At 57.6% G+C, this 16,246-nt stretch carries 12 protein-coding genes, 4 pseudogenes and 1 riboswitch; of the genes and pseudogenes, 8 read left to right on the top strand and 8 right to left on the bottom strand.

From position 1 onward, the window contains the following. Positions 1–40: 40 nt before the first annotated feature. The 3 genes from groL to HLB35_RS10225 all read right to left on the bottom strand — a co-directional run bounded on the left by groL (position 41) and on the right by HLB35_RS10225 (position 2,819). Positions 41–1,684, bottom strand: coding sequence for a chaperonin GroEL (gene groL, locus HLB35_RS10235; RefSeq protein WP_171702513.1), 1,644 nt, complete (start codon positions 1,682–1,684; stop codon positions 41–43). 85 nt (positions 1,685–1,769) lie between these two features. Then, positions 1,770–2,063: a co-chaperone GroES gene (locus HLB35_RS10230; RefSeq protein WP_171702512.1), complete on the bottom strand. Its 294-nt coding sequence runs from the start codon at positions 2,061–2,063 to the stop codon at positions 1,770–1,772. Between the two features lie 234 nt (positions 2,064–2,297). Further along, on the bottom strand, positions 2,298–2,819 hold the full coding sequence (locus tag HLB35_RS10225) for an FxsA family protein (RefSeq protein ID WP_171702511.1): 522 nt from the start codon (positions 2,817–2,819) through the stop codon (positions 2,298–2,300). 151 nt (positions 2,820–2,970) lie between these two features. Between HLB35_RS10225 and HLB35_RS10220 the strand changes: the two are divergent. Further along, positions 2,971–3,731: pseudogene (locus tag HLB35_RS10220) on the top strand (SDR family oxidoreductase). A 64-nt stretch (positions 3,732–3,795) separates the two neighbouring features. Here the strand turns inward: HLB35_RS10220 and HLB35_RS10215 are convergent. The 3 genes and pseudogenes from HLB35_RS10215 to HLB35_RS16510 form a co-directional block, all read right to left on the bottom strand. Then, entirely contained in the window at positions 3,796–4,770 is a 975-nt protein-coding gene (locus HLB35_RS10215; protein WP_171702768.1) for a hypothetical protein, read from the bottom strand. 315 nt (positions 4,771–5,085) lie between these two features. Next, positions 5,086–5,235, bottom strand: a pseudogene (locus HLB35_RS18895) (cupin domain-containing protein); the annotation flags it as partial. Further along, a complete protein-coding gene (locus HLB35_RS16510) occupies positions 5,187–5,363 on the bottom strand; it encodes a hypothetical protein (RefSeq protein ID WP_216601493.1) in 177 nt (58 codons plus the stop codon). The gene HLB35_RS16510 and the pseudogene HLB35_RS18895, both read right to left, overlap by 49 nt. A gap of 382 nt (positions 5,364–5,745) precedes the next feature. Next, a riboswitch (glycine riboswitch) is annotated at positions 5,746–5,851 on the top strand. Positions 5,852–5,863: 12 nt separating this feature from the next. Here HLB35_RS16510 and HLB35_RS10205 point away from each other — a divergent pair. After that, positions 5,864–7,159: a D-amino acid dehydrogenase gene (locus HLB35_RS10205; RefSeq protein WP_328731535.1), complete on the top strand. Its 1,296-nt coding sequence runs from the start codon at positions 5,864–5,866 to the stop codon at positions 7,157–7,159. A gap of 11 nt (positions 7,160–7,170) precedes the next feature. Here the strand turns inward: HLB35_RS10205 and HLB35_RS10200 are convergent, their stop codons facing one another. Then, entirely contained in the window at positions 7,171–7,887 is a 717-nt protein-coding gene (locus tag HLB35_RS10200; RefSeq protein WP_171702510.1) for a TetR/AcrR family transcriptional regulator, read from the bottom strand. 100 nt (positions 7,888–7,987) lie between these two features. On the opposite strand from HLB35_RS10200, the pseudogene xdhA reads away from it, so the two are divergent. The 4 genes and pseudogenes from xdhA (at position 7,988) to guaD (ending at position 14,047) form a co-directional block, all read left to right on the top strand. Continuing rightward, positions 7,988–9,444, top strand: a pseudogene (xdhA, locus tag HLB35_RS10195) (xanthine dehydrogenase small subunit). After that, positions 9,428–11,822, top strand: a pseudogene (gene xdhB, locus HLB35_RS10190) (xanthine dehydrogenase molybdopterin binding subunit). Before xdhA ends, xdhB begins: the two co-directional pseudogenes overlap by 17 nt. Further along, positions 11,819–12,646, top strand: a complete 828-nt coding sequence (gene xdhC / locus HLB35_RS10185) for a xanthine dehydrogenase accessory protein XdhC (protein WP_328731534.1) — start codon at positions 11,819–11,821, stop codon at positions 12,644–12,646. Before xdhB ends, xdhC begins: the two are co-directional and overlap by 4 nt. A gap of 63 nt (positions 12,647–12,709) precedes the next feature. Continuing rightward, a complete protein-coding gene (guaD, locus tag HLB35_RS10180) occupies positions 12,710–14,047 on the top strand; it encodes a guanine deaminase (RefSeq protein WP_171702509.1) in 1,338 nt (445 codons plus the stop codon). Here the strand turns inward: guaD and uraD are convergent. Next, complete coding sequence (uraD, locus tag HLB35_RS10175; RefSeq protein WP_171702508.1) at positions 14,044–14,583, bottom strand: 2-oxo-4-hydroxy-4-carboxy-5-ureidoimidazoline decarboxylase; 540 nt, start codon at positions 14,581–14,583, stop codon at positions 14,044–14,046. The two genes, guaD and uraD, sit on opposite strands and share 4 nt — an antisense overlap. Positions 14,584–14,674: 91 nt before the next feature. Between uraD and uraH the strand changes: the two genes are divergently transcribed. Together uraH and HLB35_RS10165 are read left to right on the top strand one after the other, a co-directional pair. Next, on the top strand, positions 14,675–15,028 hold the full coding sequence (gene uraH / locus HLB35_RS10170) for a hydroxyisourate hydrolase (RefSeq protein ID WP_171702507.1): 354 nt from the start codon (positions 14,675–14,677) through the stop codon (positions 15,026–15,028). A gap of 19 nt (positions 15,029–15,047) precedes the next feature. Continuing rightward, positions 15,048–16,244, top strand: coding sequence for a urate hydroxylase PuuD (locus tag HLB35_RS10165; protein WP_171702506.1), 1,197 nt, complete (start codon positions 15,048–15,050; stop codon positions 16,242–16,244). The last annotated feature ends 2 nt before the right edge of the window (positions 16,245–16,246 follow it).

Below are 16,246 nucleotides of genomic sequence, written 5' to 3'. Positions count from 1 at the left end.
TGATTCAGCTAGCGAGGCTAGCTGAGCGACGTTTGTCGCCTTACATCATTCCGCCCATGCCACCCATTCCGCCCATGCCACCCATGTCCGGAGCGGCTTCTTTCTCTTCCGGGTCATCGGCGATCATGCACTCGGTGGTGATCATCAGGCCAGCGACGGAACCAGCGGACTGCAGGGCAGTACGGGTTACCTTGGCCGGGTCAAGAACACCCATTTCGAACAGGTCGCCATACTCACCGGTCTGGGCGTTATAGCCGAAGTTGCCTTCGCTATCCTTGACGCGGTTGATAATCACAGCAGCTTCTTCGCCCGCATTGGTCACGATCTGACGCAGCGGTGATTGCAGGGCGCGCAGCGCCATGTTGATACCGTGGTTTTGGTCTTCGTTGTCGCCAGTCAGGCCTTGAACCTTGGCCATGACGCGAACCAGTGCGGTACCACCACCCGGTACAACGCCTTCTTCAACCGCAGCGCGGGTGGAGTGCAGGGCGTCTTCAACGCGGGCTTTCTTCTCTTTCATTTCGACTTCAGTGGCAGCACCTACGCGGATAACGGCAACACCGCCTGCCAGCTTGGCAACACGTTCCTGCAGCTTCTCTTTGTCGTAATCGGAAGAGGTTTCTTCGATCTGCGCGCGGATCTGGTTAACGCGTGCTTCGATATCGCCTTCAGCACCTGAGCCATCAATGATGGTGGTGTTTTCCTTGGACATGGTGACGCGCTTGGCGGTACCCAGGTGATCCAGGGTCGCCTGCTCAAGGGTCAGGCCAACTTCTTCAGAAATCACAGTGCCGTTGGTCAGGATAGCGATATCCTGCAGCATGGACTTGCGACGGTCGCCGAAGCCCGGTGCCTTGGCAGCAGAAACCTTGACGATACCGCGCATGTTGTTGACAACCAGCGTCGCCAGGGCCTCACCTTCGATGTCTTCAGCAATGATCACCAGCGGCTTGCCTGCTTTGGCAACGGCTTCCAGCGTCGGCAGCAGTTCGCGGATGTTGGAGATCTTCTTATCGACCAGCAGGATGAACGGGTCTTCAACTTCTACCGTCATGGTGTCCTGGTTGGTGACGAAGTAGGGCGACAGGTAGCCACGGTCGAACTGCATGCCTTCGACAACTTCCAGCTCGTCTTCAAAGCCACGGCCTTCATCAACGGTGATGACGCCTTCCTTGCCGACTTTTTCCATCGCTTCAGCAATGATTTCGCCGATGCGCTTGTCGCCGTTGGCAGAAATGGTACCTACCTGAGCAATGGCTTTCGGATCGGTGCAAGGCACAGACATCGCCTTGATTTCTTTAACCGCAGCGTTAACGGCCTGATCGATGCCGCGCTTGAGATCCATCGGGTTCATGCCAGCGGTCACGCCTTTCAGGCCTTCCGCAATGATGGCTTGAGCCAAGACAGTTGCCGTGGTGGTACCGTCACCGGCCACGTCAGATGTCTGTGAAGCCACTTCCTTGACCATCTGAGCGCCCATGTTCTCGAACTTGTCTTTCAGTTCGATTTCTTTGGCGACAGAAACACCGTCTTTGGTGACCGTCGGAGAACCGAAGGATTTTTCCAGTACTACGTTGCGGCCTTTCGGGCCGAGAGTCGCTTTTACCGCGTTGGCAAGAACGTCAACACCACGCGCCATGCGCTTACGAGCATCATCGGAAAACTTAACTTGCTTAGCTGCCATGTTCGTTACTTCCTGACTTTTAGTTCGGTTTAAGGGAATTCGTTAAACGTGAACGGTCTATGCCGCTGAGTCAGCCGTTGGCTGATTAACCTTCAACGACGGCCAGAATGTCTGACTCGCTCATGATGAGAACTTCTTCGCCATCGATTTTCTGTTTTTCGACGCCAAAGCCATCCTTGAAAATCACGGTGTCACCCACTTTAACGTCCAGAGGGCGAACATCTCCGCTATCCAGAATGCGGCCTTTACCAGCGGCCAGCACCTCTCCACGCGTCGGCTTTTCCTGGGCGTTGCCCGGCAGCACAATGCCACCCGCAGTGGTTTGCTCTTCTTCAACGCGGCGTACAACGACGCGATCGTGCAGAGGACGGATATTCATGCTTGCGCTCTCCTGAGTATCGTTCAATGCCCATTTGGGCGGTTTCAGATCAAGCATCCTGAAGTATTTCACCAACAGGATGTGAAGGCTCATGCCTTCGTTGTTAATGGTGGAAACATCCGTTGCCACCGATTCTATGTGCTGACTCAAAGGTGGGGGCTAGGTGATGCCTTTCAAGGGGGCGAGACAAAAAAATGCAAATTTTTCATGGGCCGAGGGGTTATTGAGGCATTATCAGCGGCGCGATTCGTCGCGGGAGATAAAATCACCTTCCAGCGGTTCGCTGCTGTCAGCTTCGCGTCCTGTCTCGCTAGCCTGATCAGAACCAGGGCGCTTATGCTGGTTCCAATCATTCGAGCGGTGTTTGTTCGCCTTTTGGTAAGGGGGCTCATTCGGGGCTTTAACGCGAGCAATACCCAGCCAGGCAAGTAGCTTGAACATCAAGCGCCGAGCATTGGGAATCAGGCAGGCCAACCCAAGCGCATCAGACAGAAAACCCGGCGCCATTAACAAAGCGCCGCCAAAAATAAGCGCTGCGCCAGTGAGTAATTCACTGGAGGGCAGTTCACCGACGTTGAGCTTTTCGCGAGCGCGAGCAAGGTTATAGGCGCCTTCGCGACGGATAAGATGTAGACCACCCACGCCGGTAACGAAAATTAATATCAGCGTGACCAAGAGCCCGATCTCACTGCCGACGGAAAATAGCACGACGAAATCAAGCAAGGTAAACAAGGAAATAAGTAGCAAAAGGGGCATAGGGCGCTCCAGATAATCAATTGCTTTTATATGGTGATGATAATGTCTTTACACAAGTTTATAGGGGAGTGAAACATGGATGTCATCGCATTTTTTGTTCATATGTTTTATGCTGCGATGCACCATCATTAGATCAAAAGGTGATTCAAGCATGGAATTAACCAATAAAATTATTGCAATAACTGGCGGAGCCCGTGGCCTTGGGTTCGCCATGGCGGAACGTCTGGGTAAAGCGGGTGCCCGTCTGGCGTTATTGGATCTGAATGCCGATAATCTGGATAGCGCTGTCGCCAAATTGGCCAGCAGCGGTATTGATGCCCGCGCTTTTGTTGTCAATGTGGCCGATGAAGCCTCCGTTACCCAGGCGTTTGCCGATATTCTTGACCAAATGGGTGCCGTGAGTGGTCTGGTCAACAATGCCGGTATCACCAAAGATGCCTTGCTGATCAAAGCCAAGGAAGGTGAAGTACAAAAGCGTATGACGCTGGATGCCTGGAAGAGTGTGATTGATGTCAACCTGACCGGTGCCTTTCTATGTGGCCGTGAAGCGGCGACCCAGATGATCGAGGCTGATCAGGAAGGGGTAATTATCAATATTTCCAGTATTTCCTGCGCGGGTAATATGGGGCAGTCAAACTACTCGGCGGCCAAGGCGGCGCTGAATGCGCTGACGGTTACTTGGGCAAAGAGCTGGCCCGTTACGGTATCCGTACCGGCAGCGTGGCGCCTGGCTTTATCAATACCGAGATGACAGCTGCCATGCGCCCTGAAATTCTCGAAAACATTGCCTCAGGTGTGCCCCTCAAGCGCCTGGGTGAAGCGGATAACATTGCTCAGAGCGTTGAGTTTATTCTGACCAATGACTACTTCTCCGGGCGTGTGATTGAATGCGATGGTGGTTTGCGCCTTTAAGTCATTCTAACCACAAAAAAACCCGCTGATGCCAACAGGCACAGCGGGTTTTTTTGTTGGGGCGCTAAAAATAGTTTTTCTGAATCTCGCGCTGAAAGTACATCTCCAGACGTAAGGTGACTGCCCAACGCGGGTCATAGCTGTGCTCACGAGGGAAATGCAACTCTGGAATTACATCGGCAAACAGTACGCCTTTATGCAGGTCGCGCCGGTAACGGGTCTGCAGATAATAATTGGTAATCCGCGGGTTGGAGGCGCTTTCACCCAGCGCAATGGCGGAATAACGCAGGGCACTACGGCTATTGATACGATGATTCAGTTCAGCCGTTTCACTGTATTCTAAATTATCCTCTTCTTCCCGCCACTGAATATTGGTCAGAAAACGCAGGTGTTTTGATGCATCAAGGGGGCGCCCGAGATCCCAGCGGGTGCGGGCCGAATAGCCGCTGTTATTGAACCAGGAAAGGCGATTGTTGGATTCCAGCTGCCAAGGGCCTTCATTCAGCTGCCAGAGCCGCTCGCTGGTAAAGCGCACGTAAGGGTCCAGCGGAATGCGCAGCCGAATACCAGCGCCTACTCGATTGCTCCAGTTTTCGCGTTTATCACGGCTTTCCAGCCAGTTCAGCCCCAGGATAGACGAGCGCCGGTCACGCTGATCATTACTCAATCGCCCTGAGCCCTGTTCCTGAAGGGTACCCTGGGATTCTTCCGGGTCGCTTTCGATGACCAGGCGTAGCCGATCTTCTGACGTGGGAAGATCAAGACGAAAGCGCAGGCTCAGGTCGCCGCTGGCACCGTCGCCCTCCATCCAGTCAACTTCCTGGCCAAAGCGCAGATAAGATTCGTTCTCCACCCTGAGACTTTCGTCCGTGCCAAAAAAACCGTCGATATTGCGTGATGTATTATCTACCCAGTTGCCAATGCTTTTACGGGTGGGTTCCAGCCGCTCCACTGCCCAGGCAGGCAGGTCGCTATCACTTTCTTTTTCAACGGCCCGTTCGTCAGCCAGCACGCCATGACTTAACAATAAGCTGACCAGGCTCAATACGACATGTTTTCTCACTACTACTTATCCTTTGCTTGAGCTGACGCAAAACCGCGTTGACGGCCATGACTTTATAAGCTCAGCTGGCGGGCATCCATTGTTTTTTGGAAAAAGTGGCGGTGATAGCCGATATTCGGTACGGCCAGGCATTAGGATGCGGACAAACAAAAACGGACGACCGTGTAGGGCCGTCCGTTTGAGAATACCTGTTTATTCGTAGGCGTCTGCCTGATCCTTGGTTTCGTGTTCGGTGCCCGGCGCATGTTCAGGCGGGCAGTAGGTTGTGTAAAGCTTGAGCATGATAGGGCCAGTATTGCGAAAGTTATGGTAGACCCCGGATGGTACAATACTGACATAGCCAGCCTGAACCTCGACCTGAGTATCGCCAATGGAGGCTTCACCCTCACCTTCTACAAAATAGAGTAGCTGGTCGTGCCCCTCGTGAACCTCACCACCGATTTCACCGCCCGGGGAATTGCCATCAATACAAGCTGGGTATTATCGCCCGTCCAGATCACCTGACGAAACTCTTCATTTTCCTTAGCCATCTTGATAATCGGAAGGGTGGTTTTGCGGACTTCCTGCATATTTTCACCTCCACTGGCTTAAAAGTATTTCAAATTCAGCCTAACAAGTGCAATGAGATTTTGCAAAAAGGTATATGTTTAATCTTTTAAAGAATAACGTGTTATTCAAGCAGGCATTGGGCATAGAAATTATGCGTCAAAAGGCCCTGATAGGGCGACTGCTGTCGATGTATTGGAGTGCTTGGAAAAGATAAAGGCATATGAAATATCATCGGCTAGACGTTTAGGTAATTGAACTTTGTTTACTATATGAAGTATTAATTAATGCGTAACAAGTTCACGCGCTTGCGGGAGAGATTGCTTTCGATCTTGTCATCATGCATCGAAGCAGCGCCAAAGGAGCAACCGCCCCGGAAACTCTCAGGCCCCCGGACCGTTTGCGCGAACACTTTCCGGAGAGCGGCTGATGTCTGCGTCATTCAGTCCACCGAAGGAGCAAACAAGCCCACGGCTTGCGAATCTCTCAGGTTAAGGACGGAAGGGGCACACACCTAACCCGTGTGTTTTTTCCTGACGCCTTACATCTGGAGAGAAAGCATGCTATCTGCATCCCCCGCCATATCGCTGTTATCGGCGGTGGCATTACCGGTATTACCACTGCCTACAGCCTGCTCAAACGCGGCTTTGATGTCACTGTGTTCGAAAAGAACCTCTATGCGGCCATGGAGACGTCCTTTGCCAATGGCGGCCAGCTGTCGGCCTCTAACGCTGAGGTGTGGAACCACTGGCCAACGGTGATCAAGGGATTGCGTTGGATGCTGCGTAGCGATGCGCCGCTTTTGGTCAGTCCGCGTCCCACCTGGCACAAGTTGAGTTGGTTTGCCGAATTTATCCGCGCTATTCCCCAGTATGAAAACAACACCAGTGAAACAGCTCGGCTGGCGATTGCCGCCCGTGAGCACCTGTTTCAGTGGGCCGCAGACGAATCTATCGACTTTGACGTCAAGCATGAAGGCATATTGCATATCTACCGTGATAAGAAAGGGTTTGATCATGCTGCCAATGTCTCCAAGCTGCTGGCAAAAGGCGGGCTCGAGCGCCGCTCAGTGACGCCAGAGGAAATGCGTGCTATCGAGCCGACGCTTGCCGGTAACTACTATGGCGGCTTTTATACTGAAAGCGATGCCACAGGTGATATTCATAAGTTCACTCACAGCCTTGCCCAGGCGGCGGAGCGTCGCGGTGCGACCCTCAACTATGGCCATAGCGTTCGGGATCTGGGCGCCAATGAAACCAGCGCCTGGGTTGTCGCTGAGGTTGATGGTCAGTCCGTACGCCAAACCTTCGACGGCGTGGTTGTTTGTGCAGGCGTTGGCAGTCGCCACCTGGCGGCTAAACTGGGTGACCGGGTGAATATCTATCCTGTTAAGGGTTACTCGATTACCGTGGGCCTTAATGATGCTGCCTCTCAACAGGGCGCGCCGACGGTCAGCTTACTTGACGATGATACCAAGCTCGTCACTAGCCGCCTGGGTAACGACCGTTTTCGCGTGGCAGGCACCGCCGAGTTCAGCGGTATCAACCGCGATATCCGTGACGACCGTATTCGTCCGCTTATCCGCTGGGTGGAAGAATGCTTTCCTAATGTCAGTACGCGCCAAGTGGTGCCCTGGGCGGGGCTTCGCCCCATGCTTCCCAATATGATGCCGCGCGTCGGCAACGGAAAACTGCCGACCGTCTTCTACAATACGGGCCATGGGCACCTTGGCTGGACGTTATCGGCTATCACGGCAGAACTGCTCGCCGATGCGGTGGAAAGCAGCGCAGTGCAAACGCGCGCGGTGCTGGCTCGTTAATCGACACGCCTTCAATCGGACGCAGCGACAAATGGCAAGTCAGGGGCTGCGTCCGACTGTACATCACGTCCTTTTTTATGTTGGCGCACCCCACAGCCCTTAAGAACAATACGGGATAGAAAGCGGGTAATGTCCTCGATATCGTCTTCACTCAGCGTCTCCTTGCCGGTGATGCCCAGTACCTGGGCTTCAAAGTCAGCGTAGTGCTGGGTGGATGACCAGATCAGGAAAATTAACCAGACCGGATTCACCGGGTCCATCAGGCCGCGTTCGGCCCATTGCTCGAAAACCCGGGCACGACTCTCGACCCAGTCGCGCAGCTCGCCGCTCAGATACTCCTGAAGAAAGGGCGCGCCGCCCAGAATCTCGGCTGCAAATAGCCGGGACCCCTCAGGATGACGCAGCGAGAGTTGCATCTTGCGGCGTATGAAGGCGGTGAGCACTTCTGCCGGGTCATCCTCCACCGAAATATCGTCCAGCAGCGCATTCCAGCGCTGCATCATCCTTGCCAGCAGGCGTACATAGAGCGCCTGTTTGCTACCCATGTAATAAAGCACATTGGACTTTGGCAGCCTGGCGGCTTCCGCGATGGCCTGAACGCTGGCGCCGCGATAGCCATGGCGGGCAAAGATGCGCTCGGCGGCAGCCAGAATCAGCTGCTCGTTGTGGGCCCGCGTGGCCTCTTTGGATATCGCTGATGGCTTGGCGGTGCAAGGGGATGAGGTCATTTTGGCTCCTGAAAATATGGCCCGCGACTTGCATTGTTATCAGGACTGAACCATTCTTGGAACTATTCCTGACCAATTGGTCAACATGTGAGTTAATGCCATGATCCACTTCCAGCTAAATGGTCAGCCGCGCAGCGTGGCGGCCACGCCCGATACCAGCGTGCTCGAACTGTTGCGCGAGACGCTTGGCCAGGTGGGCACCAAGGAAGGCTGTGCTTCCGGCGACTGCGGCGCCTGTACCGTCGCGGTCGGTGACGTTAATGATACAGGAAAAATGCACTACCATAGTGCAAACGCCTGCATCATGCCCGCTCACCAACTACAAGGTCGCAGCCTGGTGACCGTTGAAGGCCTCGCCGATGGGGATAACCTGCACCCGGCACAGTCGGCGATGGTTACCTGTCATGCCAGCCAGTGCGGCTTCTGCACACCCGGCATTGTGATGTCGCTGTTTACCTTGCACGAAGCTCAGCCTGAAACGCTTACGCCACTGACACCCGAACGCCTGGAAGCGGCATTGGGCGGTAACCTGTGCCGCTGCACCGGTTACCGGCCGATTCGTGATGCGGCGCTGAGCATGGCCGATCACCCGGCGCCGCGCTATGCCTGGTGGCACAATGTTTCTGCACCGGAACTCGCAGCGCATATAGATAGTACATCAGCCGACGAGCACTTTGTGCAGCCGACAACTCTGGCGGCACTGCTTGCCGCACGTAAGCGTTATCCTGAGGCGCCGCTGGTGGCTGGGGGAACTGATTTGTGGTTGAACGTCACCCAAAACCTGAAGCGTTACGAGCGGGTGATTGATGTTACCCGGGTGGATGAGTTGTTGGGGATAGAAGCTGCCACGCTTGACGATGGGCGGAAAGGCTGGTGGATCGGTGCCGCTGTTACCTATACACGGTTGATGCCGCTACTGGATGAGCGCTTTCCCGGTTTTGCCCATCTGCTTCACCGCCTGGGCTCGGCGCAGATCCGTAACCGTGGCACCCTGGGAGGCAATATCGCCAATGCCTCGCCCATTGGCGATACCCCACCAGTGTTGCTGGCGCTTGAGGCACGGCTATGGTTGGCAGGCCCAGAGGGCAAGCGGGAGCTGGCGCTGGATGAGTTTTTATTGACTACAAAAAGACCGTCTTGCGCGAGGACGAAGTGATTCGGGCGGTCTTCTTGCCGGCACCCAAGCCTGCGCATACGCTCAAGGTGTGGAAAAGATCCAAGCGCCGCGAGGACGATATCTCAGCGCTGCTGGGGGCTTTTCACTGGCGTATGGAGCAGGGAGTGCTGCGCGAGGTGCGCCTGGCCTTTGGCGGCATGGCGGCCATTCCCAAGCGTGCTTATAGCGTCGAAGCCGCCCTGGAAGGGCAGCCACCCACAGAGGCGACGTTTACCGCCGCCCGCGCGGCACTGCTTGAGGCCTTCACGCCCATCAGCGATGTGCGCAGCAGTGCGGAGTATCGCCAACTGGCCGCTGCCAACCTGCTGGAGCGCCTGCGTCTTGTGGTGTCGTCTACTGGTCCGACCGAGGAGGTCATGCTCCATGCGTACGCTCACTAGTCTGCCCCCAGCGACGCCCGCTGACGCCAAGCGTCCTGCTGACAAGCATTCCCGCATGCATGAGAGTGCCATTAAGCATGTGACCGGCCGCGCTGCCTACATTGATGACCTCAAGGCGCCAGCCGATACGCTGCACATCGCCTTGGGGCTCTCAACGGTTGCCCATGGTCGGCTTACCCACCTGGATCTGCCAGGTATTCGCCTGTTGCCCGGTGTGGTTGACGCTGTCGGGGTCGAGGATGTGCCGGGGCACACTGATATTGGCCCGGTATTTCCCGGCGATCCCGTTTTGGTTGAATCGGAAATCAGCTACGCCGGCCAGGTACTGTTTGCCGTGGCTGCCGAGACCTACCGTGGCGCGCGGGAGGCTGTTAAGGCAGCGTTTGATGCCGGCATGGTCAGCGTTGACGCCGACACCCCGAGCCTTGACCCGGTAACCGCCATTGCGCGTGATGAAGTGGTTCGCCCCACCCATGTGCAGCAGCGTGGCGAGTGGCAGCAGGCGCTGAAGGAGGCTGCGCATGTGATTGAAGGCGAGCAGTTTGTCGGCGGCCAGGAACACTTTTATCTGGAAGGCCAGGCCTGCCTGGTCACGCCCACCGAGGATGATGGGGTCGTGGTGCACACGTCCAACCAGCATCCCAGTGAAACCCAGAAGCTGGTGGCCGAGGTGCTGGGCATTCCGCTGCACGCCGTGACCGTGGAAGTGCGCCGTATGGGCGGTGGCTTCGGCGGTAAGGAAACCCAGGCCTCGCCCTGGGCGTGTATCGCCGCACTGATCAGCCGTCGCACCGGGCGCGCCGCTCGGGTGCGCCTACCGCGCAGCGAAGATATGCGCGCGACTGGCAAGCGACACCCTTTCCATAATCGCTACCGGTTGGGCGTGGATGGTAACGGCGTGATCCAGGGCGGTGAGATCACCCTGATTGGTGATTGCGGCTACTCGCCGGATCTTTCCGATGCCATTGTCGACCGCGCCATGTTCCACAGCGATAACGCCTACTCGCTGGGCGCTGCCTGCGTGACGGGCCATCGGGCGCGCACCCACACCGCCTCGAACACGGCGTTTCGCGGGTTTGGCGGCCCTCAGGGCATGATGGCGATTGAAGCGGCAATCGATGATATTGCCCGTCACCTGGGAGAAGACCCGCTGACGGTGCGCAAGCGCAACCTGTATTGCCAGAACGTCTCGCCCCCGCGCAATGTGACCCACTATGGTCAGCAGGTCGACCAGACCGAGTTATTGCATACGCTGATGGCGCAATTGGAAGCGGATAGCGACTACTGGGCGCGGCGTGAGGTAATCACAGCCTTCAATGCGCAAAACAGCGTGATCAAGAAAGGCCTGGCGCTGACGCCGGTGAAGTTCGGTATTTCCTTCACCGCCAAGCATCTTAATCAGGCCGGCGCGCTCTTGCATGTGTATACCGATGGCAGTGTGCTGATCAACCACGGAGGCACCGAAATGGGCCAGGGGCTGCACACCAAGATCATCCAGGTCGTGGCCCGCGAACTGGGGCTGGATCTCAACACAGTGCGCATCAGCGCCACGCGTACCGACAAGGTGCCCAACACCTCGCCGACCGCGGCCTCCAGCGGGGCCGACCTCAACGGCCAGGCCGCCCGAGATGCCTGTGTGAAGCTCAAGGCGCGCCTGTTCGACTTTGCCGCCGAGCACTTTTTTGCCGAGCAGGGCGTGGATACTGACAGCATGCGCCTGGAAGAAGGCCAGCTGGTTGTGGGGGCAGGCAACAGCGAGCGGCGCATTGGCTGGGGGAGTTGATCCAGGCCGCCTATTTTGGTCGCGTATCGCTGTCGGAGAAGGGTTTCTACGCCACGCCCCAGATCCACTACGATCGCAGCCTTGGCCAGGGCAATCCTTTCTATTACTACGCCTTTGGTGCGGCCGTGTCCGAGGTCAGTGTTGATACCCTGAGCGGTGAATATCAGGTTACACGTGTCGATATCCTTCACGACGTGGGCAACTCATTAAACCCGGCCATTGATATTGGCCAGGTAGAGGGGGCTTTATTCAGGGGATGGGATGGCTGACCAGCGAGGAGCTTGACTGGAATGCTGACGGCCAGCTGATGACGACGGGCCCCGCTACCTACAAGATCCCCACCTTTGGCGACCTGCCGCCGGTGTTTAACGTCGCCCTGATGGAGGGCCACCCTAATTCAATGGCGAGTATCTATCGTTCCAAGGCGGTGGGTGAGCCGCCTTTCATGTTGGCTATCTCGGTGTGGTCGGCACTGCGCGACGCGCTGGCAAGCCTTGCGGATTATCGCCGGTCACCGCGTCTGGATACTCCTGCCACTCCGGAACGGGTGCTGCTGGCCGCTGAAGCGCTGCGTCGCGAGCAGGTGTCAGCGTGAATGTCGCCGAGACCTGGCATGCCGCCCTCCATCGCCTGCAGCGTGAGGGCCTGCCTCACGTGCTGGCCACTCAGGTGACCAGTGCTGGTTCAACTCCCCGGGAGCCGGGCGCGCGCATGGTAATCACCGAGGAGGCCGTGTTCGATACCCTGGGCGGCGGTACCTTTGAGTGGCAGACCATTGCCGCTGCCCGGCACAAGCTCAGCGCAGGCGAGGCGGGAATGTTGCTGGAGGCGTTCTCGCTCGGCGGGCGCAGCGGCCAGTGCTGCGGTGGTTTCGTCAACGTCCTGCTGGAGGTTTTTCCTGGCAGCAGGGCAACGCTGGCGCTGTTTGGTGCTGGCCACGTGGGGCGCGAAATCGTCCAGCTGGCCCAGCCGCTGGGCTGGCGCATCATGTGGTTCGACAGCCGCGAAGACACCTTTCCGAGCTGGGCTCAAGGGCAACCACGCCTTGACTGTTACCCCGTCAATGAGGCCCATAACGCCGTTGCCTCGCTGCCCAGCGCCGCCCATGCGCTGGTAATGACCCACGACCACGGTGAAGACCGCGCCCTGATCAGCGCGCTGCTGGCCCGCGGCGACTGCGCCTCCATCGGCCTGATTGGTTCGCAAAGCAAGTGGGCAAGCTTTCGCAGCTGGCTTTTACGCCAAGGCCACCCTGCGGACGCGCTGGAGACAGTGCGCTGCCCACTGGGCATAGCCAAAGGGCCAGGCGGCGAGACCACCAAGGTCAATGATAAAACCCCTACGCCATTGCGCTGCTTACCCTGGCCGAGCTGTTGCCGCTGGCGTCAGACCCGGCGCCCAGCGAGCAGCGCGGCCTGACTTCTCAGGCGTTAAAGCCGTTATTTTCCACCTCTTCTGTTTATACTGACGACACCTGAGACCATGACCGCGATAGATACGTTAACCTCTTTCCAACGCCACGGCCTTGTGCTGCGTGCCGAACTGCTCAGCTTTGATGCCGACCCGGGCGACGGCGATACCCCCTTGCCGGGCACTGTTCGGCACCTGCCCGATGGCGCCCTGTGGCTGGAAAACGGCCGCATACGTGCGCTGGATGATTACGTGCGTCTGGCGCCTCAGTTGCCCGAGGGCATCGAGATCGTGGACCACAGCGACAAGCTGATCATGCCCGGTTTTATCGATAGCCATGTGCACTATGTACAGCTGGAGATCATGGCCTCCTATGGGCGCCAGCTGCTTGACTGGCTCAATGACTATACCTTCCCGGAAGAGTGCCGCTTTGCCGTGCGCGAGCATGCGGATGCCATCGCCGAGGCCTTTATCGAGGAACTGTTGCGCGTCGGCACCACCACGGCCCAGGTGTTTGGTTCCAGTCATCCACAATCAATGGAGGCGTTTTTCGCGGCCAGCCAACGTCGCGAGCTGCGCATGTTGGCAGGCAAGGTGCTGATGGATCGCCACGCCCCCGAGGCGCTCACCGATGATACCTTCGGCGGCATTCATGACAGCGAACGGCTGATCGCCGACTGGCACGGCAAAGGGCGGCTTGGTTACAGCGTCACCCCGCGGTTTGCGCCCACCTCGACCCGGGCGCAGCTTGACGCCGCCGGTGGGCTCTTGCGCAGCGACCCGAGCCTGTGGCTGCAGACCCATCTGGCCGAGAATACCGGCGAGATCGCCTGGGTGGCCGAGCTGTTTCCTGAGAGCCGCGACTACCTTAACGTCTACGAGCAGTCCGGCCTGGTCGGGCCGCGCAGCACCTTTGCCCACGGCATTCATCTGGATGACGAAATGCGCGCGCGCCTGGCCGGGCAGGGCGCCAATATCGCTTTCTGCCCGAGCTCCAACATGTTTCTCGGCAGCGGCCTGTTTGATCGCCGATCCGCCCGGGAAGCCGGGCTGGCGGTCAGCGTGGCCAGTGATATTGGCGCGGGAACGGATCTTTCCGGACTAGCCACTCTCAAGGCGGCCTATCAGGTCGGCCAGCTGCGCGGTGAGGCGCTGACCGCCTGGCAGGGCTTTTATGCCCTGACGCTGGGCAATGCGCGGGCACTGTCGTTGGATGGGCATATCGGCCGATTGGCCGAGGGAATGGAAGCGGATTTTGTGGTGTTGGACACCCGCGCCACACCGTTACTTGCCCGGCGCACGGCGCGCTGCCAGACCCTTGCCGAGCGGCTGTTTGCGCTGATGATGCTGGGTGACGACCGCGCCATTCTGGAAACCTGGGCCAATGGGCGCTGTCAGCACCGGCGCTAACCGTCGGCCCGTGCGCGCAGGCGTAGCCTGGCGATACGTATGATCTGTTCAACCGCCGTTTGCCGCTCGGTGGCCAGGTCGTTGTCGATACGCTCGGCAAAGGCGTTAAGAATGGCGTGGCGATCCAGGCCTTTGACGGCAATCACAAATGGAAAGCCAAATTTCTGTTGGTAGGCGGCGTTCAGGCGCTCAAAGCGCTCAAGCTCCTCAGGCGAGCACTGGTCCAGTCCGGCGCCAGCCTGCTCGCGGGTCGAATCGCCAGTGAGTTCCCCGGCCAGGGCCGCTTTGCCAGCCAGATCCGGGTGGGCGCGAATGACCTTGATCTGCTCGTCGCTGCTGGCCTGCTGAAGCATATGCCCCATCAACTCGGCGAGGCGATCGGGATGGTCATGCTCAGTGTTCAGGCCTTGCTGCCAGGCGGCCTCGGCCACCCAGGGTGAGTGCTCGAAGATATTGCCGTAATGGGCCACGAAGGTGTCCAGGTCAAGCGCGCTGGGGCGTGGCTCAAGAAGCGGTTGTGAAGGTGAGGGCGGCATGCTGTCTCCCGTATGGTGTGAGTTTGAAAGTCGATATTGTATACAATAAAGCAAGCAAACATATTTTAGATTAACCCAAAAAGGAGTCAGAATGGGACGTTTAACCACCCACGTATTGGATACCGCTCGGGGCTGCCCGGGTCAAGGCATCATGATTGATGTGTATCGCCTGTCAGCCACCCAGCGAGAACATCTCGGCAGTGTGACCACCAACGACGATGGCCGCTGCGATGCCCCCTTGCTTGAGGGTGATGCTTTCACAGCAGGGGAATATGAGCTGGTCTTTCACGCCGGTGTTTATCTGCGCCTTCAACACAAGGACGCTTCTGAGCCGCGCTTTCTGGATGTGATTCCACTGCGCTTTGGCGTTGCCGATGCCAATCAGCATTATCATGTGCCGCTTTTGCTCTCGCCATACGGCTACACCACCTATCGCGGCAGTTAACGCGTAAAAGGGGAGTGCCATGTACAGCTATATTGTTGATGTCGTCAATTTGCTGCTGCGCTGGCTGCATGTCATAGCAGCGATTGCCTGGATTGGTGAATCAATTTACTTCGTGATGCTGGATAACAGCCTGCGAACGCCCAAGGCAGCAGAAGATCGTGAAAAGGGCGTGTTCGGTGAAATGTGGGCCGTCCACGGCGGCGGCTTCTACCACAACCAGAAATACACCACAGCCCCTGCCAAGCTGCCTAACAGCCTGCACTGGTCATTCTGGAAAGCCTACACCACCTGGCTGAGCGGGTTTGCCCTGTTTGTGGTGCTGTATATGGCAAGCCCCGATTTTTACCTGGTCAACACCAATAGCCCCTGGGCATGGGCGGCGGAACTGAGTGGCTGGCAGGCCAATGGGCTGGCGCTGGCGTTTTTGCTGGCTGGCTGGGTGGTCTACAACGAGCTTTGCAAGCGCATCAGCCCCAACATGGAGCGCGATGGCCTGCTGAGTCTGGCCGTGGCGGTCATGATGGTGGTGGTGGCCTATCTGAGCACTCAGATGTTTACCGGGCGGGCGGCGTTTCTGTTGACCGGGGCGGTCATGGCCACGGCCATGTCGGCCAATGTCTTCTTCTGGATCATTCCCGGCCAGCGGCGCATGGTCAAGGCCATGCAGGCCGGCGAGGCGCCCAATCCGCTTGATGGAAAACGTGGCAAGCAGCGCTCGGTGCATAACACCTATTTTACCCTGCCGGTGGTGCTGTTGATGATCAGCAACCACTATTCCTTTCTGTATTCTCATGAGCTTGCCTGGGTGCTCATGGCATTACTGATTTTCGCGGGCGCGGTGATTCGCCAGTTCTTCGTGCTGATGCACGCTGGCCACAACAAGCCGCTTTATCTGGTGGCCGGTGGGGCGCTCATCGTGCTGGCTTTCTGGGTTGGCGCCCCCAGTGTTACGGGCTCGTCGTCGGAAGCGTCCGCACCCGGGAGCGAGCAGGTAAGCACCATTATCGAGCAGCACTGCGTGCAGTGCCATGCCCGTAATCCTGAACATGCCGGCTTCAATGCGCCCCCGGCGGGATACGTGTTCGAGAGCTGGGAAGAGACCCTTGGTCAGCGGGAGACAATCCAGCAAGTGGTTGGCAACCATTATATGCCGCTGGGTAATATCACCAAGATGTCAGACGAGGAGCGCGCTGTGATCTCGGCCTGGCAAGAGTGACG

Source organism: Vreelandella azerica, assembly GCF_013112225.1.
GTDB classification, from domain to species: domain Bacteria; phylum Pseudomonadota; class Gammaproteobacteria; order Pseudomonadales; family Halomonadaceae; genus Vreelandella; species Vreelandella azerica.
This window is presented reverse-complemented; position numbering and strand designations above follow the sequence as displayed.

Excerpts from the sequence above, each read along its gene's own strand:
- groL (WP_171702513.1), bottom strand. The coding sequence starts at position 1,684 with ATGGCAGCTAAGCAAGTTAAGTTTTCCGATGATGCTCGTAAGCGCATG.
- HLB35_RS10230 (WP_171702512.1), bottom strand. The coding sequence starts at position 2,063 with ATGAATATCCGTCCTCTGCACGATCGCGTCGTTGTACGCCGCGTTGAA.
- HLB35_RS10225 (WP_171702511.1), bottom strand. The coding sequence starts at position 2,819 with ATGCCCCTTTTGCTACTTATTTCCTTGTTTACCTTGCTTGATTTCGTC.
- HLB35_RS16510 (WP_216601493.1), bottom strand. The coding sequence starts at position 5,363 with ATGCAGGAAGTCCGCAAAACCACCCTTCCGATTATCAAGATGGCTAAG.
- HLB35_RS10200 (WP_171702510.1), bottom strand. The coding sequence starts at position 7,887 with ATGACCTCATCCCCTTGCACCGCCAAGCCATCAGCGATATCCAAAGAG.
- guaD (WP_171702509.1), top strand. The coding sequence starts at position 12,710 with ATGACCGCGATAGATACGTTAACCTCTTTCCAACGCCACGGCCTTGTG.
- uraD (WP_171702508.1), bottom strand. The coding sequence starts at position 14,583 with ATGCCGCCCTCACCTTCACAACCGCTTCTTGAGCCACGCCCCAGCGCG.
- uraH (WP_171702507.1), top strand. The coding sequence starts at position 14,675 with ATGGGACGTTTAACCACCCACGTATTGGATACCGCTCGGGGCTGCCCG.
- HLB35_RS10165 (WP_171702506.1), top strand. The coding sequence starts at position 15,048 with ATGTACAGCTATATTGTTGATGTCGTCAATTTGCTGCTGCGCTGGCTG.